Raw genomic sequence first — 26,134 nt, 5'->3', positions numbered from 1 at the left:
ATTCATATAAAGACCTTGCATGATCTCTAGCTTCCCTCAAAAAGGAGGTTGGAGAATCAATGAGCAGAAGTGTGAAAAAGCAACCCGTGTGCAGCGATCAACAGAAACACGGTTCCTCATGGGCAAAAGAACAAGCCAATAAAGCCGTCCGCCGCTACCATGGCGACATCCCTAAAGGGAAATGGTATCAGAAACTGTATAACAGCTGGAACATTTGCGACTACAGCTTTTACCAAACTAAACAGCAGGCGATTCATGAATGGGAAACAAACAATTGGATCCAGATGAGATCCCCCTCCCGCCAAGAGGCCATTCAAGATTGGCATAAGTCTTATAGAAGAAAGTAAATCAAAAGATGCCCCGGCAGGGAAGCGCCGGGGCATCTTTTTACTTAGAAGCTTAATTTCGCACCTACAGTTACAATCTCAGATGGTCCGATCTCTAAATGGTGAACCGAAGACGTTGCTCCTTGTAAAGCAGGGTTAGACTGCTCTAAGATATTGCTTTTAAATAAATACTCTTGAGGACTGTTCACTTTCAGTTGCAATTGTGTCCGCTGAGCGGACATATTGTACCAACGCAAAAACAAGTCGCCGGAAGTTCCGTTCATTTTCATGGATGAGAAGGCCATGTTATCTCCCTCCAAACCAATGGGGTATATCCAGAGTTCAACTTCCCGCTATGCAGGCCGGTCTGACATACCGTCCAAGGGATCTGGAATTGATAGGCCTCTGTAAATGCCCGCTGTTCACTTCCCTCACCAGAATGAGGAATCAGCTCCAGTTGTGCTGTATATTCGCCCAGGCACTGAGCTTCCGGTGTTGGGAACCAGCCCCAATCCCCCAATTCCCCTACGCTGCGTAGCAAGGTGACGGCAATAGTATTGCGTCCATCCCGCAGAACCTCATATTCGTTCAATCCCTGGTTGGCTACCGTAAGTCCTACATCGCCATTGCTGACATCCACAAAGGATTGCTGATGTTGAGTGTTGCTCGGATTTGCCCATTCTGGTGCCGGATTATTGTCCCGCGTAGCCACTTCGAACATAGAATCTACACGATGCACATCGGTAGACAGATCGGTCGGGAACAGCATTCGCACCCGGTGATCCTTGGCTTGGTTATTAATTGTGGATTCAATATGCACACCTTTGCCTTCCCGCTCCAGCGAAACGACGGTACGAAGCTTCAAAACCACCGTGTTTACACTCCGCTGCGCTTTACGCTCAGGATAATACACAAGTGCACGCTGTTCCGCCTCCAAGGTGTCATCCGCCGAAGCCGGAATCTCCCAGTCTATTCGGATCTCAATGGCAGCACGGAAGGGAGAGTCTTCAATCACCTTAATGACTGCAGGCTGGCCTTTGGTCGTCAGCGCTTGTTCACCTTCTGGCTGCTTGTACATGTATTCATTGCCTACGTCTCCGGTATTCTCGTAAATCCCCAACTCACGATAAGTGGTACCGCTATGCTTATCCAATAACGTAAATGAACCATCCTCAGCAACAACTACCTTGAGAGATGCATTCTCCAAGCTGCGCTCTCCTTCTATTAAAGAGCTTCCCTGAGCGGATTCCGTAGTTGATTGTACCCAAGCGTAAGTACAGAGCCCAAGTGCAGGCACATTGCGTGCTTCAAAAGTAAGTCTCACCTTGCGGCACATATACGGCTGGCGGAATTGGTCATCAGGCAGATCGTAACCAAAGCTTAAACCCAGGTCTTCCACTGTAGACGCTAATTCCTCCCCTGTGTGATCGACGAGAATCCGGCCGGACAAATCAACAGCCAGCATTCTGCGGGCGGTCTCATCCAAAGGATAACCCTCGCGCAGATATAACCGTTCAGCATCCAGCTCTATAGTCACCGTTCCCGTACGCTTCCACCCTGTGGTATTCATCACTACAAAAGGAACTGCATCTTCCCCGTAGGCGGAAAAGCCCGAAGTCTCCACTTGATCTGCGATAAACTTAGCACTGTCATCTATGATGCTTTCGGCAACATGCCGGCTTTTATCAAAACGAGTTACCATCTCACGATGCACTTCATCCACACTACAACCACAGATACTGTCATGCGGATGGTTCTGCATCAGCGTCTTCCAGGCATAGGTGAATAGATGGTGCGGGTAGTCTTGTCCGGACAGGCGGGCGATGGAGGCCAGCGGCTCGGCTACTTTTTCCAAAAGAGTCTGGCCCAGCTGGTTCATCTGCTTCAAATAAACCCGGGCTGAGGCTGTGTTCACTAAGGTGCCCCATCCGTCTGTACGCTGGCTGCGCAGTTCCCCTGTAACGGTGGAGAGCTCCCGCTGACCCGAGGATAATTGCTGATCCAAGGCTTGCAGATAGTCCGGGAAATTTGAATGCACGAACTTCACCTCAGGGTATAGCTTTTCGGCGGTGCGAATAGCTTCCGGCAAATCCAATTGCAGAGGCTGGTGGTCGCACCCGTTCATGAACAATAACTCCCCCGTTGAAGCATACTTCTCTGCATCCGCAAGCTTACGGTCCCAGAATTCCCGAGCCGCACCTTCCTCAACAGGAACTTCATTGCCGTTAGAATACCAGTTGGCAAATAGGATACCGAGAATTTTAGATCCATCCGGTCCTTCCCAGATCAGCTCGGAGAAAGAGGACTCATAACCCGCATCCGATACAGTGTTGTTAAATCCCGTAGGCTTCACCCCGCGTCCAAAAAAAGCATTCGTAATCCCTGACTGCAACATCAGCTGCGGAGTCTGTCCAACCAATCCAAAGGTATCAGGAAAATAACCGATTTTGGAAGGCTTGCCGTATTTCTCGGCATCCTGATGGCCGATCTGCATATTCCGCACATTTGCCTCGCCGCTCGTCAGGAATGCATCCTGCAAAATGTACCAAGGTCCAATCAAGATTCGCCCATCCCGGATATACTTCTCCAGCTTCTCTTTGTTCTCTGGCCGAACCTGAAGATAATCCTCCAGAATAATGGTTTGCCCATCGAGGTAAAAACTGCAGAAGGCGGAATCTCCGTCCAGCTTCGCAAGCAGTGCATCCACCAGCTGAACCAGACGGACGTGGTGTTTCTCATAGGGCAAATACCATTCACGGTCCCAGTGAGTATGGGACACGATATGGGCTGTTTTGGTTGTTGCGTGGGTCATCTGTGTGTACACCTCAGTTCTTCAGCATTTATTAAGCGTAATGTTAACCTCTTCAGGTCTATAGACAGCTACCAGCTTGCCCGCTGAATCAGCTGCAAACAACACCGAACGTTCTTTCTCCAGTAAAAATGAGTAGTGAGCTCCAGTTGCAGGATCTTTTATTTCAAGTTCGGCATCCCAGGCGTATTCAGATACGAAGATATACAATGAACCTTCTGCAAAAGCAAGCTTCCGCCCGTACACACCTGGCAAGTCTCCCCCGCTGATCCACTCCAGCTCGGTTACGATACCTGCGGCTTGTGCAGCATATTGGTAGAGCGTGGCGATCGGCTCGTCTCGGTCATTCAGTTCTAAAGGTAGCGGGCACCAGAGCAGGCGACCTGTGCCAAGCTGGCGTTCGATGAGGTAATCACCTACACCGCCTGAGCTAGACGAATCAACATCTGCATTTGCTGGCGTTTCTTTGACTAGCTCCGCGATTCGCTTCTGTCCGTAGGACACTGCAAACTTGCGTCCGTTCAATAGAAGTTGCTCCTCACGGCGCATGTTGCCAAGTTTACGGGCTCCTACTATTGCGTCCATACGATCCGAAGGCTGCCAATACGCATCAACCCCCAATGCTCCAGTAATGAGTAGAACGGCACCTGTACGCTCCACTATGTCCAGCAATTGCTGAAGAGCGTCATTATCCAGATTGTGCACACTCGGCAGGAGAATCAACTTAGCCGGCTCTGCCTCCAGCGGAGCCAGATCGTATTCCGATACGGCGCGGAAAGGCAAATGAAGCTGATAAGATAAGATCCGTGTCAGGCGGGTAGTCGCATCATAGGCGAGCTTCCGGTTCGAGAAGTCATTAGAGTAAGGGAAAACCACGGAAATCTCTTCCAGCTTCCGCCCGTCAAATAACCCCCCCGCTTCGCCGATGAACCGCCCAAAATCATAAGACACATCCGCTTCCGGCTTCTCAGTCCCATCGGCCCGCAGCGCACCGATCTGCGATTCATTGGCATTATCCATATAAAAGTTCGTGTTCCAGATCCATTGCACAGCCCCGGCACCTCCAGAAGCAAACGCATAGGCATATTTGCGCTCCAGCATGGCCCGCAATTCTTCCTCACTGCGTTTAGCCCGTCCGTCTGGCGTCTCTACGTACATGATGCCGGTCTCCTGAATGAGGTTCGGTTTGTGATGGGTTTTGGCAAAAATCCCATCCCAGAGCAGATTGTCATTCAACCACCAGCTGTGAACAGTGGTGTAATCGACATCGCGCTCATAAAAGAACGGCGATGGCCGTTGGGCACCCAAAGCTTCATCCTGCCCTACGGTCACTAAATGATCTGGGCAGAGTTCCTTGATAGTACCGCTTAGCTCCCTTGCCCATACGTTGTGCATGTCCATGGAGAACAGGCAGTAGTCGAGCCAACGTGTGCCGCGCTTCCCGGAATGAATATCCTGCACACTAAAGTTAATCTCTTCTTGCTCAGGAGGTTGTGCAGCCGCAAAATCCGGCAATTCCAGCGGCGTCATATTCCAGCGCTCTTGCAGCGAAGTTATATCACCATGGCGTTCTTCCAGCCAAGCAGAGAAAGCAGCGCGTTCATATTTATCTCGCGCCGAGCTCGGTCCGTCCGAGAAAATCCGCGGCGGATCGAACATTGACGGTTCATTGATCAAATCCCAATCGACATGGGTTGTCGTGCGATGCCGTGCGACGATGGAGCGGATGAACCGTTTTTGCGCTTCTACACTGCGCGGATCGAGATAAGGATTCGTCCCTTCCCAAGTCTCCGGCGTAAAGGAGAAGAACGTAAAGGTAACCTGCAGCTCATGCCGCTTCGCAGTCAGTAGAAAAGCATCAATCGCCCGCAGCACTTCTTCCGAGGCATGACCGTCTACCTGCATAATATTGCGGTAGGCTGTCCAGATGCCGGTACGAATCCAGTTGATGCCTGCCTTCCGCATCTGTGCCATATCCCGATCCCAGACATCAGCATTTGGCAGAAATAGAAACTTCCTCGCTACGTCAGAGGTCATGTAAGTCATGCCGACAACAGGTAAAGGCTGACCGTCTTTGATAAAATAATCTCTTCCCGCCTTAATCGGTTCCCCCTGCGATAACAGGCCCACGTCATATCCCCAAAAGCCTTGACGCAACATCCGCACTTCGCCTTCTTCCGATACAGCATGGCAAGAAAGATGATACAGGCCAGGTTGAATTTCTACAGCAAGCGGTACACGTAGGAAGTTCAGCTCGCGACTAACCTCAAGCTTGCACTCGTGAGTGAAACATGGGATAGACTCCCCGTCTTTGCTCAGAGTGATGTTCAGGGTCCACTGCGCTGATGTCGGTGACGATTGGCTACGGCTTAGCCGCTGGCCCTGCAAAAACAGCAGCGGCCGCTCGCCTTCTTCATAAGAAGCATAGTTGGGCTTCAGCCACAGCTCTGTTACACCCCGAGCGGCAAAGGTTGCCCAGCGGGTTAATGCTTCCGTTCCGCCTTGATTCCAGAAATCAGGCGTAAGCGGTTGGCCGATGAAGAGCCAGCGGCCACCGGCAAAAGGCCCGCCGATATGCTCCCACAGCACAGCTGGAGCAGAAACTTCACGCCCGGCGGCGGTAATGCCCTTAAGCAGCGGATAGATCCGCGTGTCCATGGGGCCACTGGAACCCATCTGCTCCGGCAGGTCACTGCTTTTAGTGACATGCGGCACCAGGTTCCAGGTATCCGACAGGGCCAGCAGCTGCTCATCGCCTACAAAGAGCGGAATGTCTCTAAGCGCGACATGCTGCTGTATGCGATCTGCGCTGCTCACACGCAGCGCTTCATGGATATGCAGCTGGCGGTGATAGGCAGTCTGCTCAGCTTCGATCCGCCACTCTTCAGCGACTAGGCGGACTGGATACTTAAACGGGGCACCGCCAATGCTGATCAAGCTGCCGCCTCTGCTCAAATAGGCGACGATGGAAGGCCAAGCCTCCTTCGGAAAGTATGGAGCATGGAAGCTAACGAAGCAGTCCCCGGCCTTGGCGCTGTCTAGCGTTGCGGCCAGCTGTTCTGCATAAACAGGAGGGTCAGTATGATGTATTCCTATAGACTGTGCCTGTTCCGTTGTCAGTCCGCCCGCTGCGGTATACCCGGGAAAAGACGGATCCGCGAACAGGATGATGCGGCCCCCGCTCACAGAATACCTTCCTTCATCGCCCGATAGACAAGCTGCGAGAACAAGCTGTTCGACCATGCAAACCAGCTGCGGGTAAATACACTAGGATCATCCACATGGAAACCTTCATGCATATATCCGGTTCCGGCATCCGTACTTTCCAGCATGGCAATCAGTTCCAGCTTCTCTTCGGCAGTCTGAGCCGTAATGCCCTGCATAGACAACGCCATATGCCAGATATAGTTCTCCGGAGTGTGCGGGCTGCCGATCCCTTTAGCAGCTGTGCCTTCATAATAGAACGGATTTTCTTTGCTCAATGCGAAACGTCGGGTGTTCTGATAGATGGGATCATCCGCCGAAGCGTAACCCAGATACGGAATGGAGATCAGTCCGGGCGTTCCCGCATCGTCCATCAGGCAGTAATTGCCGAAGCCGTCGGTCTCATAAGCATAAATCGGACCAAACTCCGGATGGCGATAAATGCCGTAGAGCTTGATGCCATGATCCACTTCAAATTCCAGCTCTTTAAGTTCAGCCAGGAAGTCTAGATCGCGGAAGACCCACTCCGCGAATTCCTGCATCTGGCGCAGCGCGACAACGGCGAACATATTGCCAGGAATGTTGTAGTGGAAATCACAGGCATCATCGCTGGACCGGAAGCCCGACCAGATCATTCCGGTATAGTTCACCGGCATGCCTAGACCGCTGTTGCGCAGAGAATCTTCCGGAATGCCGTTATTGCGGCTGAACCGGTACGGAGACTGCTCGAAATGCCGCTGCTCTCTTTTGAACAAATCGAAGATCTGGCGCATGGCCGACTTGAACCCCGCGTCGAAGAAATCCGTCAGGCCCGTCTCTTTCCAGTAGGTATAAGCGAGGCGCACAACAAAACATAACGAATCAATCTCAAATTTACGCTCCCACACCCATGGTGACATCTCGGTCACATCCGTAGTGTTCCAGTGCCAGTCATTGGCCGACTCATTAAATGCATTGGCGTAAGGATCGATATGAATATACTGAATATGGCGTTTGATAAGACCGCCGATGATGCGCTGGAGATCGGGATCGTTTTTGGCCAGAGGCACGTATTGAATTACCTGCTCCACTGAATCACGCAGCCAGGAGGCCGGAATATCGCCGGTAATCACAAAGGTGGTTCCGTCATCCAGCAGTTTAGTAGTCGTCTCCAGCGTATTCGGAAAGCAGTTCTTGAACAGCTGCAACAGCTTCGGGCGATGTGCCAGCTTCTCCTCCGCTTCGGCAAGCACTTCTTGTACGGCCTGCGGCAGCGGCAGCTGGGGCATTGCTATTTTGGGTAATCGGAATTGTTCCAAGTGAGTTATGCTCCTTTGCATCTGTGATGTGATTATTTAATTTCTGATGTAGATTGTTTTGATCTCGTAAGGGGCAAAGTGAAGTTCCAATTCACCGCCAGCCGTGTGTCCGATCAGTTCCAGCTGCTCTTCCAGAGCATTGGACAGGTAGAAGCTTTGAACCGGATGCTGCCATTTGAGCTGAACCCGCTCGCGGCCTCCTGAGGATTCGTAGAAACGGAGAACAGTCCCCTGCCCGTCCTCGGATGGCTTAATCGTATCCAGCACCACATGCTCACCGGAGAATCCGATAAATGAGCCTGTTGGCGGCAGCTGCCCCTGTGTTGATGAAGCTGCAAAAGTATACAGCTCATGATTTAGCTCTGCTGCACGGTGAACAGTATGAGCCTCCCGCCAATCCCCACGGTGCGGATATAGCGAATAGGTGAAGTCGTGCTCGCCGAGATCCGCAGTAGCATCCGGCCATTTCGGCGCGCGCAGGAGCGACAAGCGAATGGTGCTGCCTTGGATGTCATAGCCGTATTTGCAATCATTCAGCAGACTGGCGCCATATCCACGTTCGGATACATCGGCAAAACGGTGCCCGCAAACCTCATACTGCGCCTGCTCCCAGCTGGTGTTGCGGTGTGTCGGACGTTCCAGCGCACCAAATGGAATCTCGTAAGTCGCCTTATCCGCGACAACATCAATCGGAAACCCTACCTTAAGCAGCTTATGGGCTTCGTTCCAGCTCACATGCGTCTGGAAATCAATCCGGGAACTATGGTGATGTAGAATCATATCCTGAGTAATCTCGGATTGGCCCAGCTTCCAGCGGAAGCGCAAAATATCCTGCACCGCACCAGTGCGGATCACTGCCTTTTCTATAAGTTCAGCCTCCCCGGCGGGTTGGACTTCATAACGGTTGTCAATGTCCCAGGCATCCCAAAGCGTCGGACGGTCATGGAAAAAGTGGAAGCGGTTCGCCGGCTCACCGGATTTTACGATCTCCCGGTTTCCTTTTTTATCAAAAAGACTGGTGATTTCTCCCCGCTCATTAAAGGTAATACGATAATAGTCCGTCTCCCAACGGTCGCCGAAGGGAACAGCTCCTGCAGCTGTTTGATTATGTTCAGCAGCGGCAGGTTCTGCATCACTTTCATCGGATGTGTTCTGTGACAGATCACGAATCCAGATTGTTTTGTAGCCAAAGGCCGGAATCTCCGGAACGAGAACCGAGACACCAGAAACTGCTGCCTCCTCCGTCAGGACATCTGCTTCCAGCAGTACGTTATCCTCGCCATACACCGCAAAGTTTCCGCTGGCGGCTACTTCTTCGCTGAGGGTAAGTTCGACCACGGCATCCCGCGCCCAACCCAAACTATTAAAAACAATGTAGGGTGTGCCCTCGCCTGACGTGTTAATGTTCCCGGCCAATGCCGCAAGCCCCGGCTGAAGCGCAACACGGCCAAGCTCAAACACCTCTGCGTATTCCTTCTCCGAGGTCTCGTAAGCTTCGGTAATCGCCGAGCCCGGAATAATATCATGGAACTGGTTCAACAAAATCAGCTTCCAGCCCTGATGCAGCTGCCCGGCAACTACGGCATGTTGCTCCGTGTCCAGCTGCGGCGAAGCTAATGTCTGCCACAGCTCTGCTTCACGGTACAACACTTCCGCCTTGCGGTTGTTCCGCTTGTTGCGGCCGTGCGTAGTGTAGGTGCCGCGGTGCAGCTCCAGATACAGATCACCCCGCCACTGCGGCAGCTGCGGCTGACTGCGCGTAATACCTGCGAAGAAATCCGCGGCATTACTGTATTTACTCTCCGGCTGGCCGACCATTAGCTCGGCACGCTGGATATATTCCAGCATCTCGCGGGTGACCCCGCCGCCGCCGTCACCATGCCCATAGAGCAGCATCTGCTCATTATGTTTATCTTTTTCGCGGAAGGACTGATAGTGTTCATGAACATCTTTGGGCAGCGTATTCTCATTGACCCCATGATTCAGGTAAGACAACATCGGCGTGCCGTCAATGCCGACCCAATGGAACAGATCGTAAGGGAAGACATTTGTGTCATTCCAGCCCAGCTTGGTGGTCATAAAATATTTGATTCCACCATGCTGCAGAATCTGCGGCAGAGAAGCGCAGTAGCCGAAGGTATCCGGCAGCCACTCAATCTGCGAGGTCCGCCCGAACTCTTCGAGATAAAAGCGTTGGCCATACAGCATTTGCCGCATTAGTGATTCTCCGCTCGGAATGTTCAGATCCGGTTCGATCCACATCCCACCGACCAGTTCCCAGCGTCCTTCACGGATGCGTGCCTTGACCTTCTCATAGAGTACCGGGTCATTGTCTTTCAAATATTCGAACAGCAGCGGCTGGCTCTGTGCATATTGATAATCAGGATATTCGTCCATCAGGGCATTCACCGTCGAGAACGTCCGGCTCGTCTTGCGCACGGTCTCACGCGCAGGCCACAGCCAGGCAATATCGATATGGGACTGGCCCACCATGTGGATTGTTCCTTCGGCATGACCGCCGATCTCCCCGACTCTGCCCCGCAGCTTCTGCTCGATTCGCGTAATCTCACCACCCTCGCGGATCTCCTGCGTGGTAAGACCAACGAATTCATCCATTGCCACATACAAAGCTTCCAGCATCCGGTTACGGCGCTGGTCCTGCTCAGGCAGCAGAATTGCCGAATCGCGAATCACTACTGCCGTGTACATTAGACTCTGCACAGGTCTATTCACCAGCACCAGCTGGCTGTGGATCATCCGAATCGGCGGCTGGATCACCGCCTGTTGATTTAATGGATCCACCGGCTCGGGGACCGGATCGAAGAGTTCGATTTCCAGGTCCAACGGACGGCCAGATGGATCACCTGCCAGAGTCACGAAGGTATGATTACGGTCGAGTCCTTGCTGCGATTCACCGTTCACCCGCAGCAGCCCTTCCCCACCTGAAGCAAAAATCAGCCCGGTGTGGCCCGGTAGCCAGTTAACCGGAATCTCTAAAGTACGGCGGAAGAAATAGGTCGTTCCTTGCACACTCGGGAACAGATTATAATTGCCGCCTTCTTTGTAAGGCTGCAGCTTGTCATACTGTCCCGGCAATTGATACACCGAGGACAGAATCTCCCAATCGCGCAATTCCTGCACCTCTAGCCATTGCTGCTCGGAGAGCTCGCGGATGAAGCGTTTAATGCGTTCCATGTCTTTACCCCCTCACCGTCAAATCGGTGCTCAGTGTATCATTTACATGCTTACCCACCAGCACTTTAAACGCTCCTGGCTCTACAACAGGTCTTAAGTCCGGTCCGATATATTGCAATTGCTCCGGTCCTACCGTGAACAACACGGTTTGCTTCTCACCCGGAGCCAACTTAATTTTGTCAAAAGCCTTCAATTCCCTGGCGGGACGGGTGACCTTACTGGCGACATCGGAAATGTACAGTTGCACCACCTCTGCGCCCTCACGGTCTCCTGTATTCTGAACGTCCACGGAAACTGTAGCCGTCTCCCCAGCCGCAATTACTTCCGGCTCCACCTTCAACCCGGAGTACGCAAATTCAGTGTAGCTAAGCCCGAAGCCGAACGGATATTGAGGCTGGGAATCGGCCTCCAGATATCTTTTGCCACGGGAACGTTTGCCGTTGTAATAGACCGGGAGCTGGCCCACATGCTTCGGCACGGATACAGTCAGCTTCCCGGACGGGTTCACATCGCCGAACAGGATATCCGCAACAGCGTGCCCGCCTTCTTGGCCTGGATACCAGGCTTCCAGAATGGCATGTGCATGCTCGTCAATCCATGGCTCACTCACCGGACGGCCGTTAATATAAACGACGATCACAGGTTTGCCGAGCTGATGAACCCGCTGGATCAGTTCCAGCTGCACTCCCGACAGGGTCAATGACACCCGGTCAATGCCTTCGCCGCAGTCCATATCATTCCAGGCATTCTCCGTCACCTTGGACGCGCCTGTCTTGAGATCAATACTGCCTTCCCCGAAATCGCGTGCACTGGAGCCGCCGACGACCATAACAACGGTATCGGCCTGCTCTGCACAAGCGAGCGCGGCTTCAAAACCTTCGCGCGAATCGCCTTTGATCCGGCAGCCCGGTGCATAGAGCACCCGCTCCGGCTCTGCAGCCAGCTTGCTGCGGATGCCGCTGAGCACGGTCGCTACCTTAGCCGGAGGCTGCGGTGAGGTATAATCGCCGAGCTGGTTATACCCGGCATCGGCGTTAGGGCCAATGACGGCGATCGTGCCGGCGGTCTTGGACAATGGCAGCACACCTGCTTCATTTTTCAGCAGGATGATGCTCTCGTCCGCCACTTGCCGGGCCAGATCTTGATGCGCTTTGCTGCCGATGACGCGTTCAGCCGCATCAGGATCAGCGTATGGCTGCTCGAACAGGCCCAGCCTGAACTTGAGCGTCAGCACGCGGCGGACCGCACGATCTAGCAGTGCCAGGTCCAGCTTGCCTTCACGAACGGCGGCCACCAGGTATTTGCCGTACATTTCCCCGGACATCTCCATGTCGATGCCGGCTTCCAGTGACTGCACAGCTGCATCCATGCCATCTTCAGCCACATCATGCCCAGAGGCCAGCATCTCGATAGCTCCGCAGTCGGTAATGATTAGACCCTCAAACCCCCATGCTTCGCGGAGTATATCCTCTAGTAGCTCTGTATTTGTCGTGCAAGGCACGCCGTCTATTTCGTTATAAGCAGGCATAATGGAGACTGCACCCGCTTCGACCGCTTTTTTGAAGGGCAGCAGATCCACTTCCAGCAGTTCACGCCAGCCCATGTGCACAGGTCCGGCATTCCGGCCGCCTTCTGAGCTGCCGTATCCCACAAAATGCTTCAGCGTAGCCCCCACGCTGCCGCCGCTCTGCAAGAATTCCCCCTGCAGACCTTCAACGGCCGCAACCGCCATCTCGCTGATCAGGTAAGCGTCCTCGCCGAAGCACTCCTCGGTGCGGCCCCAGCGGGGATCGCGCACCACATCCAGCACCGGCGAGTACGTAACCGCGCCGCCCTGACTGCGTGTCTCCAGCGCTACGGCGCGGCAGACCTCACGATACAGCTCCACATTCCATGAGCTGCCGAGCGACAGGGGCACCGGGAATACGGTGGCCCCGATCGCCATGTGGCCATGCGAGCACTCCTCGCCGATCAATACCGGAATGCCCAGCCGCGAATGCTCCAGCACATACCGCTGGAGCGTATTCACCGCTTCCGCACCTTCACGCGGAGACAGGCCAGTGGCCAGCGTCACACCGGTCCACGGGTCAGCGCGCAACATCCCGTAAAGCGAGCCCACGCCGCCCCCCGCAACCTTCTCCTTGAAGCTTTCTGTCAAGGTCATCTTACCGTCTCTATGTTCATAGGCCTGCCAGCCGAAAGGCTGAATCAGCTGGCCGGCCTTCTCTTCCAAAGTCATCAGTCCGAGCAGATGCTCCGCCCGTTCTTCAGCAGGTAAATTCGGGTTTGTATAACTCATTCTTTAACAGCCCCTACAGTAAGACCTTGAATGAAATAACGCTGGAAGAACGGATAAGCAAAAATAATCGGCCCTGTCGCCAGCACGACCATCGCCATCCGCGATGTATCCTGCGGCATGGAGCGAAGAGCTTCCAGACTTAGCGAACTGTTCTGGGAGTTCTGCAAAATAAACTGCATACTGGTCTCGATCCGCATCAGCATCGATTGCAGCGGGACTAAATTCGGGTTGTCGATGTACAGCAGCGCATTGAACCAGTCATTCCAATAGCCGAGGGTGCTAAACAAGGCAATCGTAGCCAGACCGGGCAGTGATAAAGGCAGCACTAATTTCAGGAAGATACGGAACTCGCCCGCCCCGTCGATTTTGCCGGATTCGATAATGGCATCAGGCACACTCGTGCTGTAGAAGGTGCGCAGAATCATAATGTAAAAAGCATTCACCGCCAGCGGCAAAATCAGCGCCCAGATCGTATCCTTCAGGCTTAGAAACTGCGTAACGATAATATAAGTCGGCACAAGTCCACCGTTGAACAGCATGGTAAAAAACGCGAAGAACGAGAAAAAATTGCGGTAACGGAAGCTTTTCCGGGAAATGGCATACGCATAAAAAGCGATAAACAAAAGGCTGATGATCGTCCCGATCACCGTTACAAAAATCGTCACACCATAGGAACGCAGCAGCATATCTCCGGATTCAAACACATAACGGTATGCGCCGAGACTCCATTTTGCCGGAATCAGCTTATAGCCATCCCGCGCCAGCGCCACCTCATCGGTGAAGGAGATGATCACGACGAACAGAAACGGAAACACGCACAGAAACGCAAAGATGCCGGCTATCAGATTAAAAGTGATATTCCAGGGCGTTGAGAGATGGTGGAAATCACGTTCTTTTTTAGTCTTAGTAATGGAAGACATATGGCCCACTCCTTTCATGAGGTTCTAGAACAAAGCGCTATCCTTGTTGTATTTGCGGACAATATAGTTGGAGGTCATGACTAGCGTAAAGCCGACAACCGATTGATACAGACCTGCGGCAGTGCTCATACCAATCTCACCCGTTGTTTTGAGGCCTTGATAGACATAGGTATCAATAACATTCGTGACACTGTAGAGCGTACCGGAATTACGAGGCACCTGGTAAAAGAGACCGAAGTCGGCGTAGAAGATTTTACCGATGGCCAGCAGGGTCATGATCGTAATAATCGGACTCAGCAACGGCAGTGTAATATTGCGAATCTGTTGGAACTTACTAGCTCCGTCGATCATCGCCGCTTCATACAGCGACTTGTCGATCCCCATAATAGCTGCGAGATAAACTACGCTGTTGTAACCAACCGCTTTCCACAGATAGACTAAGATCAGGATGAACGGCCAGTAGGCTTTTTCCGAATACCACTGAATTGACTCTGCGCCAAAAAAGCCCATGATCTGGTTCAGCATCCCGCGTTCGGAGCTCAGGAAACTAAATGCAAAATAGCCGACAACGACCCATGACAGGAAGTAGGGCAGGAACATGCCGGTCTGATACACTTTGGCCAGCTTCTTGTTCACAATCTCGGACAGCACAATCGCCATCAGAACCGACAAGATCAAGCCAAGCAGGATAAACGCTCCATTGTAGAGCAAGGTGTTGCGGGTAATGATGTACGCGTCATTGGTGGTGAACAAAAACTTGAAGTTGTCTAGCCCCACCCATTTGCTGTTGATAATACTCGCCCAGAAGCCGTCGCGGCTAAAGCGGTATTCCTTGAAAGCAATAATCGTCCCTATCATCGGCAGGTAAGAGAAAAAGAGAAACCAAAGCGCACCTGGTAAAACCATGAGCAGCATAATCTTGTTATTCATAATATTTTTTATAAATCCGCTGATTGTCTTCACACTTAGATCCCTCCTGTATGTCCTTATATTTCAAAAAAAGACCGGGTCCAGAGGCCACGCCCCTGCCCCGATCTTCTCTTACGTTGATGTTTTACTTGTTGTTGGACGCTTTCCAGGCATCAATTTGCGATTGCGCTTCAGCGATAATTTTGTCCAAACCAGCTGCCTTGAATTTCTCAATAGCTTTCGGTAGATACTCGTCAGGATCAACGGTTCCAGTCATTAGTGGTGACCAGTATTCTTCTTTTACGTTCTGAACCGCAGCGATTTCAGTGGTCACCTTGGAAGTGTCGAAGTTAAAACCAAGCAGCGGTGCATTTACACCGGATTCATTAAACTTTTTGAACTCTTCCCATTTGTTCTCAGGGTCACCCTCGTTCAAATAGTTGATCATGATATTGCCCAGCGAGAAGGTTGGCATGTCATAGTTCTTGGATTCATCCAGGTTCTTCATGGAATTCTCACCAGTCTTCTCGTAGTGCACGCCTTCGATTCCGGAGTCAATCATGTTGCGCAGCACCGGATCGGTGTTGAGCAGGTTCAGGAACTCCATCGCTTTCTCCGGATATGCAGAGTTAGCCGAGATGGCTTGCATCGAACCCATAACAGACCAGTTGTAGATGTAAGGTTTGCCAGCTGGCGTGGAAACTACAGGATAGCCGTAGCTTGCCGACCACAGATTGTCCGCCATCGGCTGGGTAGCCGCGCGATCCATGAACCAGTTCGAAGATTTATATAGATCATCCACCGAAGTTGTAGTTGCTACTTCCGGCGAGATATAACCTGCCTTGTAATATTTGCGAACGGTTTCAAGTGTGCTTTTGAGTTCTGGGGATTCCAGAATGTTCACGATCTTGTAATCCTTCGTGTCCATATAAACAGCCATTGGCATCTTTTCAATGATGTAGTCGAACGGCAGTACTGGCATGAAATCCTTCACCATAGCGTAAGGCGTGATGCCCGGTTCATTCTCCTTGATCGTCTTCAGCAGTGGTTCAATGCTTTCCATTGTGTTCACCCCGGAAATGTCGAGGTTATATTTGTCGAGCAGCTCTTTATTGAAGCGCCAAACTTCTTGCGCCGGAAGCTCTTTGTTGGCAGGAACGGCATAATTATGTCCATCTACCTTGGAGCCTTCCAGGAACGCCGGATCAATCGTGTCTACGATGCCTTTTCCATATTCATTAAGCAGGCTGTCCAATTCCATAAAAGCGCCTTTGCGGGCATTTTGCACATAATCGAACGCCCAGGAGCACGTAAAGAGAATATCCATGGGTTCACCAGCGGCTACTTTGACCTGCATTTTTTGTGTATAATCGCCAAAATCAATCATATTCATCTTCAGGGTGACATTTATCTTCTCTTTAGTGTACTTATTGACTTCTTCCAAGACACGGTCCAGATCCTTCTGCGGTCCGCCGATCGTGTACCAGATCAGTTCGACCGGTTTCTCGGATGGTGCACCGTCGCCGCCCGCTCCTGAACTGTTAGTTGCCGCGTTGTTTGAATCGCCGCCACATGCGCTGAGCGCAAGCGAGAATGCCATAAGTGATGTCAGTAACAGGGAAAACCTTTTTCTTTTGTTGTTGCCCATTCCTGTATAACCTCCCCTTTGTTTACCTCAAGATCGCTGGCCTAATCCGGAATTAAACCAGCAGCTTTCTCCTTCAAGGACTATCTTTACTGTAATTTATGAAAGCATTTTCAAACAGAAGATAAACTAAATAAATCATGTAGAAAATAAAGAAAAAGCTTGCAGCGGGGGTCCGCTAGACAAGCCCTTTGTACTCCGTAGGAGATATCCCGACATGCTTCTTAAATTGTTTGTAAAAATAGCCGGTCTCCCAATAGCCTACTTTGAGAGCGATTTCATGAACTTTAAGTGAGGTATTCCGCAGCAGCTCCTTCGCCTTCTCAATCCGGTATTTATTGATATATTCGGTGAATGACTCATTCACCTCTTTATGGAACAGCTGTCCCAAATACACCGGGTGAATATGGTATTGAGCACCAAGGGTCTTCAGTGACACATCTTCATTGTAGGACTCATGGATATAATTCAGCACCTGCTGCACGACTGGACTCTTTACGTCCCGAACTAAGGCGTCTACCGTAATGGTAGCGGCTTCCTGAATAATCTGAGTCAGTTCATTTATGGAAATTGTGGAGCGAATGAGGCCAAAACCGTCTGCGAAAAGCTCCGGTTCTTCCACATGACGGATCTCCTGCAGCTGCATCTTGAAGCGGATCAACCATTCCATGGCAATGCCTTGCAGCAGCACAGGTGTAATTCCCTCCATCTGCCGCAGCTGCTCAAAATGATCCTGGATCCGCACCAGCAGCGCTTCCTTATCCTTCGCCATAATCAGCTTGAGATCATCTTCCCAATTCAGCGGCATACCTTGGACAGCAACCTCATGCCTGTCCTGAACTTCCTCATAATGCAGCAGATTCCGCTCTGGAAACAGCATGAAATATTCCTGAGTCATCTTTGCATGGGCATAACTCTGAGCCGCCGCCTCCTCCATCTCCTCCACCTTTCCTACGGACAGACGCATTGGCGGACCGCCAGTTAGGGATAACAGCAGCTGCGCATGAAGCCTCTCCACCGCTTCTTTACCCTGCTGATACTCACTAAGCAGATGCAGCAGCACGGTATCTCCATCCATATCCCGGAATGCAATCAAAGACGGGTTACCGCCTACAACCTCTTCCACCGCCTGAAATAGCTCGGCAGCGTCCTGTTCAGAGCGAAGCAGGGCCACCTGCACCAGCGGCTTATCTAGTCTAAGTCCCAGAAAATCAGTCCGTTCACTGAATTCCTTCGGCCCAATCTGGCACCGCAGCCAGCGGTACATCACATTATCGCGTAGAATGGAAATACTATGCGCATTGAATTGACTCTCTTGACGGGAGACACCCAGCTTCTCGGCGGCAGTCACTAGTGTTGCCCGGAACTCTTGCAAATTAATAGGCTTGAGCAGATAATTTTCAATGCCGAGCGCCATTCCTTCCTTAAGATATCCAAATTCATCATAACCACTGAGGATAACAACTTTGATCTCCGGCTGGATCTCCCGCACAGCCCGGATCAAATCCAGCCCGTTCATCAGCGGCATGGAAATATCCGTAATCAGTATATCTGCTGGAACAAACCGCAATGACTCCAGCGCTTCTTGGCCGTTCTCGGCGTGGCCGACAATCTCCATCCCCAGTGCTGCCCAATCCACAATGTCATATAATCCTTCGATAATAAAAGGCTCGTCGTCCACAATGAATATTTTATACATGGTTTGGATCATCCTCTCCCAGATCGGGAAAATACACAGTCACGGTTGTGCCGGTACCCGCTTCGCTTTGTAATTCAATGCCATACTCACTGCCATAAAGCAGCTTCAAACGTTCATGAATACTGCGCAGGCCGAATGATTCCGATTGTTCATCTGGCTGCAAAAGACCTTCTTTGAGCTGGACCAATCTGTCCGGGGCAATCCCCCGCCCATTGTCTGTAACTACCGCACGCAAATATTGGCCATCCTTGGCCACAGCCACACTGATGTGATTATCATTCTTGTCCACGCGCATCCCATGTAGAATGTAGTTTTCAATGATGGGCTGCAGCGACATTTTGAGTACAACTCTTCCGGTAAGCTCTTTCCCGCATTCCATTGTATAAGAGAATTTATCCTTATAACGGATGCGGAACAGCTCCAGATATAAACGGCAGGCCTCTAGTTCATCCTTCATCGTATGCTTGGGTTTCTGGTGAACATAGCTTTTGAACAACACCGACAAGCTGTAGATCATCTCCCCGACGTCTGATGCCCCTTGAGAGATTGCCCTCATCCGGATCACCTCCAAGGTATTGTAGAGAAAATGTGGGTTTACCCTGGCTTCAAGCGCGGCGATTTCGGTATGTTTTTGCTTGATTTCAGCCTTAAACACACGGTCTATATGAAGATTCAGCTCATCCAGCATGTCGTTGAAGCTCTTGGAGATCTGCCCCAGCTCGTCTTCTCTGACATCGGTAATCCGGGCATCCAGGTCACCGTTTTTCACTTTGCGGGTGAACTTGATAATTTTATGAGTCCGTCTGGCAAAATTATTGATAAATAAAGTGGGTGTAATAATTGCAAACAACAGGCAGATCAAGCAGATGATGAAGATCATGTTCCGCAATCCCCTATAGGTGGCGGCTAATTCCTGCTTAGGTACAGCACTCAACACAGTAAATCCGCCTTGGGTGTGAGTCTGCTTAGTAATGATCATTCCGCCAACTTCTTCACCATCTGTATAAGCAGAATTCATCTGCTCGGGATAAGGATAGCGCTTTCCATAATAGGTGCCCGAGGTATCAAATAACACATCCCCATCCGCTGCCAGCACCAGAATCTTTCCCTTGAAGTCATCCTTATAATTGCCCATACTCCCCCAGACCTCGCTGGCATCAAAATAGACTAGAAGCTGACCAATGTTGCGCAGTGATATCTTGTTATTGACCGGGGTACGAACCGTAAACATCGGCCCCTCCGGAGATGAGATCGCCTGACTGACCCAAGTGTTTGGAGCGGTGACACTGCCTTCCTCCTCCAGATACAGCGCATCCGGTACAAAAGAGTGGGCTGCATTAGTGGAAATAATCTGAAATTTGCCTTGGTCGTTATAGACATACAGCTGCTGCTCAGCTGCACTGTAGAGCATTAAACTGCGGATATCAGGATCATCTTCAACTTGATTGCGAAAAAACTGCACGGTATCCGTCGTAGCATTACTTTCGTTGAAATAGCGGTCCAGCCGGTACCTCACGTAATCTTCATACGGATGCTCCAGCAAATACGACGTATTAGCAGTCAGCTCCGTGTCCCGGTACACGTCCCGCATCATAGACTGTACAGAGTCATATTTCTGCTCAATATAGCTATTGATGCTCTCCACGGTACGTTTCTGAATCTCCATCTGCCGCTGCACTACAGCCTGAGACATGAGCAAGAACATCAGGTAGGAGAAGGTGATAATGGTGACCACGGCAATGACTGAGAAGAGCAGGATGATTTTCATAAACAGATTATTCTTCAGATACTTTCTGTACAATTTCCCCGGAAACATCAGCAACCTCCTACAGCAGGGGGAAGACTAAGCTTCGCTGCTTGTCATTATGGATAAAGTATAGCATGAGGTGCTTCCTGCCTGTGGCTGGTAAAAGCTTGCAATCCTCCGCCAAGCAAAGACAGTCTGCCCATGGAGCAAAGGGCTCCTTGGGCAGACCGTGGTGGGGCTATATCATCTACCGGATGTAATTCAAGATGAACTGCGCAGCCTCGGCACGGGTCGCCAAGCCACCGGGAACAAAATTCCCGTCCGTGCGGCCATTCAACAGACCCAGTGATGACGCAGCATTCACGCTGTCTGCCGCCCAGGCTGCTACCTCATTGGAATCGGTAAATGTTGCCGGAGCTGATGACTGAAGCGTTCCATGCTCCAGCACATAGGCACGCATTAGCATAGTGACAATCTCCTGGCGGCTGATGTTCGCACTCGGATCGAAGTGCTCAGCAGTGCGTCCGCCTACAATACCTGCCCGGACCAGGCGCGCCAGGTCCTGCTCATACCAGACACCAGAAGGCACATCACTAAATTTCAATTCCGCCTGATCTTGCAGTCCCAGCACGCCAGCCAGCAGCTTCACAAATTCTGCTCTTGTAATACTGCGGGCGGGTTCAAATCCATTTTCGGAACTGCCTTGTACCAGATGTTTAGCCGCCAGCTGGCGGATAGTGTCCGCAGCCCAGTGAGTAGACGGAACATCAGCGAAGGATTTATTGTACTCCAGCACAGCCAGCCTACCTGTTCCGCTAAACTCCCCTTGCAGGAAGCCATTCGCGTACACTCCGCCGAGATAGGTAAGCGAACCCCCTTCAGCAATAGCATATAAACCAAGCAAATTAGTATTATAATCCGTATTTGTTGCACTCCATTGTAAGGTTACTGGTTTGCTGAAGCTTGGAAGACGGCTAGATGTGCCATTTCCCGCGATGATGCTCAGATCAAACGTCATACCCGTACCCCGCAAGACCACCCCACGCTCTGCTTTCAGTGTGCTCATGTTCAAAGTCTCCGGGCTGAGCTTCGCCTGAATCTTGCCGCCTGAAGCTTGGGCTTCATTAAGCAGAGCCTTCAATTGCACCAGCAATTCCGGCGCAATACCAAGTGTGGTTCCCGAGGCAGCCAATTCAAGTTGATGGATCCCTAGCAATTCACCTGCATTCACAGGCAGCTCAATAGCTGTAACGCCTGCCGGCACATTTACCGTCACTTTGCCGTTCTCAGTAGATGTACTGAGTGCACTTGCTGGAACTGTCAAAGTTGTGCTAGTAGGACTTGGAGGCGGCGTTGCTGTCGCTGCCGGAGTCGTCCCACCAGTTCCCATACCTGTCCCTGGAGCCAATGTCGGCTGCGGTGTAGATACAGGAGTATTGTGGACCTTAAAATCAATAGTTCCGCTCTTTTGAACAGCCGTATAAGGGTGGCCATTCAGTATTTTGGTGTTGGTGACTACGGCCGTGTACTCGCCGCTGTCCGTTTCTTTTGCAGAAGCAATCGTATAATCACGCTCCACAGCACCTTCAATGGCCTGCCCGTCTTTCAACCATTGGTAGCTTAACTCGCCATAAACTGCAGAAGCTACTACGGCAAAAGACACCTTATCACCTACAACTGCCGGATTCTTATCTACGCTATTAGAGGTGATAACTGGCGCATCGGGTGTCGGATGTACTGTCACCGTAAGTTCATTACCGGTTCTTGTTGAAGGCTCCGTTCCCTCTTTTCCAATCAGAACCACACGGAACTGCGTACCGCTGTCTGCTTCAGAAGCTGTAAACGCGTATACCGCCGAAGTCACGCTCTCCACCACAGTCCATTCCTCTGCGGTTGCTGCCTTCGTCTCCCAGCGAATTGATTCCACATCCCCGCGGATCTGTACGAACAGCTTCACTTCTTCACCCATAATGACATCAAGTGCAGACGGAAGATCGGTTATGAAATCAGGCACTTCCCATGGTGCTTCAGCCGGAGTTACATTAAGTGTGTACTCTGCTTCACTGCTGCCACCAGATTCATTGGTGACGATGATCTTGTACTTATCGCCATCCATCACTGTAGTCAAAGCAGGGATAGTATAGAAGGCGGACATTCCCAACGCATCTCCATAACCGCTGCCTGTGTCCGCATACCAGGCATAAGTCAGCTGCCCCGCGCCAGTGGCAACTGCCGTTAGTGTCGCGGACGTATTTTCACGAAAGGAGCCTTCCCCTACGATCTGCACCTTTGGAGCTTGCAAGGCCCACTTCGCCTGTAAGTTCAGTTCACCGGTTATTAGATCTTCGGCAAAATTCCATCTTCGCGCACCTTCACCTTCTCCAACATACCAGCCTTCCAGGTCATAGCCCTCTCTGGCAATACCCGTAGGCTCCAAGAGCAAAGTGCCATACACAGCCTCGGCCACAGTATTTGCTGGTTCACCCCCATTAGCATCAAAGAGAACGGGATAGCTGCCTTTCACATAGACCGGTTTGGAGCGGTTGCCTGCATAATCCTCCATCACCACATGCACAACTTTTGCCGTCGAGGTAAAGCTTAAGCTCGCCTTAGTTGTCCGTCCACGGATAATCATCGGCTTATTGCCAGAGCTATACGTTGTGGCAAAAGATTTCGGATTCCCATCTTCATACACATACATATACCGCCAGTCTCTGGTATTCGGCATCGGCAGATTCAGTTTGCCGTCCGTCCAGGACCATTCTTCCGCGTAAGGTTCCGCGACCGTGTCGATGAACCGGCCGCTGACCGAGACTGGATCGGTGTTGCCTGCGGTAACGGTGACAATGTAATCATCGCCGTTTACCGGCATCCCCGTGAACAGCGCAGTGCTTGCACCTGCCGGGGCAACCACTTGCTGTGACACCGGTTCGGATGTCGTAATCCAATTCAAAGACTGCACTCGAACGGTAATGTCACCGGAAGCTTGGGTGGAGTTCGTCCAGTTCACAGTCAACTCCCCGTCCGCGCTTGAATCCACCTTCACTCCGGAAACCGCCGCATCCAGATCAAAAGCCAACGATGCCGCTTCACCCTCCACTCCATCCGCACCCACTGCAACCACTTTAAGGGTTCCAGATTTCACCGGGAGATGCTTCAGATAGAACACCTCATCGTATTTGCCGCCCATAAATACATCATTCACGTACACATTATATTGCTTGATCTTAGTGTAATCGGGATCTAGCTTCCACTTCACAACCATTTCACCTGTATCTGTAAAAGCTTCTGCAACTGCTAATTCCGCAGGAGCTGCGGGCTTTACGGCAGACCCGTCATAAACGCGCAGCTGTCCGACGTTCATCTGGTAGGTGGACGCTGTTCCTTGCCCGGGATCGAAGACCAGTCCAAGGGCTGCAATATTATGACCCGCGTATGCACTCAAGTCCAACTCCTTTGTCACCCAACCCTCCGAGTGCTGACCACTGTTTGGAACAGCGACCTCTACTACGGTATTCGGATCATCAGCCAGGATGAGTCCTACCGCCATCGCCGAAGCATCCGTGGCAGACGGCTTATTGAAGCTGATCGACAGCTTGGAGTTGCCGTTGACCTCCAACTCTGTTTTGTACAGACGCAAGAAGTTCTTCGCATTTAGATTGCCGTTCACCACCAGTGAACTGCCACCGTTATACGCACCGATCTGCTCATAGTTGTAACGGTTTGTACCCGCAAGGTTGTACTCCGGTCCATAATCAAAATCTACGGTAAGCTTATTGCCAGCAGTATCCTGCCACCACTGCCAAGTCACTGGGATATCCTGCAGGCTCATATTAGACCACTCATCCGGGTTCGATACTTCACCGTTCACGGAATAGGACAAGCCCTGTCCAGTGTTAAAGTTGGTGTAAAAGTTCTTGTCCTTAATTACCGAACGCTCCGCAATGACGGACGAGATTCCCGGCCAGTAACGGTTGTCGGCATAAACATCGGACACGGTATTGGTTGCCGATTTGATCGTATTCTTAGGGTCCACGTTCGGGCCTGACCACCATAGCTGCTCACGCAGTTTTGTCATCCATTGGTAGCCATTTTCGGATCTGTGCGAGACCGGGTAAGACAGGTTCATGTCCTCATCCAGACCGGCATGAACAAAGTCCGCACCGAGTGTAGCCAAGCTGAGCCGTGGCAAGCCATTGCTGTCCAGCTTGCTCATCAACGCTGTTCCGTTAACGGACTTGAACCGGTCGCGGCCTGCTTCCAGCCCTGCAAAGCCAACTTCAAACAAGTTGTAGCTTGTTCCCAGACTGGCATTCAGATTGCTTAAGTAATTAGCCGCGTTGGTAATCTGCGTATTGCCAGCCCCGTAGTCGAAGAAAAACGAATTGGAGACGGGTTCCTTGGTGCTTTTATCCACTAAAAAGGAGATATTGGTATCATTAATCGTCCGGGCGAACGTATTAGCACCGGTATTGGTGTTCAGCGAGTCGTACCACTGTACATACAGGCCCCCCTCTTGCAGCACCTTCATAAACGCGATGTAATCGGGGATATCCTGGGTCGCTACATTCGGATTCATCTCTTCCTGATTTACAAAATAACCGTCAAACCCGAAATACCCGGCCATCTCGATCAGTTTATCCGCCACCGGAAAATTACCATTCTCATCTTTAACTATCATTTGTTTGTACGTCTGCTGTCCACGGTCATTATTGGAAAAAAAGATTCCCGCCAATGACAACACGCCGTTCTTATGCGCTGCATCGGTGTAGGTAGGGTTCGGGATGTTCAGCATGCCGAATTCGAACCATTTTTGCTGCCAGTCCTTCTGGGCCAATTCATCATAATATTCCGGCGGGGTGTACGCAGTCGCTGTACCGTGCCAATAGGAGTAGTAATCGATATATTGCCAAAAGTTAAAATGATACTGCGCAAACTTGTTCGTATACGGCGCGTTCTCAATAAAAGCATTCCCGTAGTCGCCAGCAACGTTGATCATCTGTGTATCTGCGCTAAGCGCTGGGTTAGCTTGGGTTGCAGCAAATGGGGCATTCCGCTTTTGCAGCGGCACCCGCGATCTCAACAGCTCTGCATCCGGATCGGTTGCCGGACTCCAGTTCGCAATATGGCTGCTCGTATATCCATGTACATTAGGCTGATTGGCACCCGGCGCACTGTCTCCTGTAAAAGGCCACGTATCGCCGGCGTAAGCCGTTAGGGGAAGTCCTGAAACTAGCAAAGCTGCCGCCAGAACAGCTGATGTCAGCTTACGACGCGCCTTTTTACCGGTGTGAAGGTTCATTTTCCACTCTCCTCGTCCTGTAGTTGTTTCGGTTACTCTCATCCATGAAGCGTAATGTGTGCTGTCTATGTCGCCGAACAGCCAGGTAGATTACTTCTGTTGTCCCGTCCCTCTGCTGCTCCTACCCTCTTCTGCTTCTACTCTCTTCTGCCTACACATTCTGTATCCAACCACATTCGTGCAAGCACATTCTATATTCAACCCCGTTTGTGCAAGCGCATTCAATTTTGTCGGCAACCCTCCTGCCTTACTTTGATTAGTCCACCCTAATCTAACCCAGATCTTTCCTTACAAATAGCCGCAAAATTAAAGATATGCTGGATAAATTAAAGATTATCGTGCTATCAGGGCTCGATATCCTGGCAATGAGTGGGTCGTTAAACATATGTTGGTTGAAAATATAAAGAGGATGAAGGAGTGTAATCTCTTTTGCCTCTCTTTCACGCCCATCCGCCGTATTCGCTCATTTCTGAGGCACTTTTGCCTCTCTTTACTGCAACTCCGCCGTATTCGCTCATTTCAAAGGCACTTTTGCCTCTCTTTTACGCCGCACCGCCGCATTCGCTCATTCAAGGGCACTTCTGCCTCTCTTTCACGCCAATCCGCCGCATTCGCTCATTTCAAAGGCACTTTTGCCTCTCTTTCACGCCAATCCTCCGTATTCGCTCAAATCAGAGGCACTTTTACCTCTCATTTCCGCCACACCACCGTATCGCCGCCTCCCTCACACTACCCAGCTACGAAAAAAAGATTGCCTCTCCGTCATCAACGATGACCTTGA

11 protein-coding genes and 1 pseudogene are annotated in these 26,134 nt (G+C 51.3%); 1 reads left to right on the top strand and 11 read right to left on the bottom strand.

Annotated elements, in window-relative coordinates:
- Positions 1-59: 59 nt before the first annotated feature.
- Complete coding sequence (locus MKZ09_RS04695; protein ID WP_076208088.1) at positions 60-347, top strand: hypothetical protein; 288 nt, start codon at positions 60-62, stop codon at positions 345-347.
- Positions 348-391: 44 nt separating this feature from the next.
- On the opposite strand, the pseudogene MKZ09_RS04690 reads toward MKZ09_RS04695, so the two are convergent.
- From MKZ09_RS04690 to MKZ09_RS04640, 11 genes and pseudogenes are all read right to left on the bottom strand, one after another.
- A pseudogene (locus MKZ09_RS04690) lies at positions 392-3,138 on the bottom strand (alpha-mannosidase).
- Between the two features lie 21 nt (positions 3,139-3,159).
- A complete protein-coding gene (locus tag MKZ09_RS04685) occupies positions 3,160-6,321 on the bottom strand; it encodes an alpha-amylase family protein (protein ID WP_370511189.1) in 3,162 nt (1,053 codons plus the stop codon).
- On the bottom strand, positions 6,318-7,637 hold the full coding sequence (locus MKZ09_RS04680) for a glycoside hydrolase family 125 protein (RefSeq protein WP_076098666.1): 1,320 nt from the start codon (positions 7,635-7,637) through the stop codon (positions 6,318-6,320). Before MKZ09_RS04680 ends, MKZ09_RS04685 begins: the two co-directional genes overlap by 4 nt.
- Before the next feature lie 36 nt (positions 7,638-7,673).
- Positions 7,674-10,832, bottom strand: a complete 3,159-nt coding sequence (locus MKZ09_RS04675; RefSeq protein ID WP_076208094.1) for an alpha-mannosidase — start codon at positions 10,830-10,832, stop codon at positions 7,674-7,676.
- Positions 10,833-10,836: 4 nt separating this feature from the next.
- Positions 10,837-13,131 (bottom strand): glycoside hydrolase family 3 N-terminal domain-containing protein, encoded by a 2,295-nt coding sequence (locus tag MKZ09_RS04670; RefSeq protein WP_076208096.1) that lies wholly within the window; start codon positions 13,129-13,131, stop codon positions 10,837-10,839.
- Entirely contained in the window at positions 13,128-14,051 is a 924-nt protein-coding gene (locus tag MKZ09_RS04665; RefSeq protein ID WP_036684927.1) for a carbohydrate ABC transporter permease, read from the bottom strand. Before MKZ09_RS04665 ends, MKZ09_RS04670 begins: the two co-directional genes overlap by 4 nt.
- A 24-nt stretch (positions 14,052-14,075) precedes the next feature.
- Complete coding sequence (locus tag MKZ09_RS04660; RefSeq protein WP_282579979.1) at positions 14,076-14,981, bottom strand: ABC transporter permease; 906 nt, start codon at positions 14,979-14,981, stop codon at positions 14,076-14,078.
- Positions 14,982-15,105: 124 nt separating this feature from the next.
- The gene (locus MKZ09_RS04655; RefSeq protein ID WP_076208098.1) at positions 15,106-16,608 is read right to left on the bottom strand and encodes an ABC transporter substrate-binding protein; all 1,503 of its coding nucleotides are present in this window, start codon (positions 16,606-16,608) and stop codon (positions 15,106-15,108) included.
- A gap of 175 nt (positions 16,609-16,783) precedes the next feature.
- Positions 16,784-18,304, bottom strand: a complete 1,521-nt coding sequence (locus MKZ09_RS04650) for a response regulator transcription factor (RefSeq protein WP_076208100.1) — start codon at positions 18,302-18,304, stop codon at positions 16,784-16,786.
- A complete protein-coding gene (locus MKZ09_RS04645; RefSeq protein ID WP_076208103.1) occupies positions 18,297-20,120 on the bottom strand; it encodes a cache domain-containing sensor histidine kinase in 1,824 nt (607 codons plus the stop codon). Before MKZ09_RS04645 ends, MKZ09_RS04650 begins: the two co-directional genes overlap by 8 nt.
- Positions 20,121-20,298: 178 nt before the next feature.
- Positions 20,299-25,353, bottom strand: a complete 5,055-nt coding sequence (locus MKZ09_RS04640) for an endo-beta-N-acetylglucosaminidase (RefSeq protein WP_081394404.1) — start codon at positions 25,351-25,353, stop codon at positions 20,299-20,301.
- Between the last annotated feature and the right edge of the window lie 781 nt (positions 25,354-26,134).

The organism is Paenibacillus sp. FSL R5-0908, assembly GCF_038006245.1.
GTDB lineage: Bacteria > Bacillota > Bacilli > Paenibacillales > Paenibacillaceae > Paenibacillus_AQ > Paenibacillus_AQ odorifer.
This window is presented reverse-complemented; position numbering and strand designations above follow the sequence as displayed.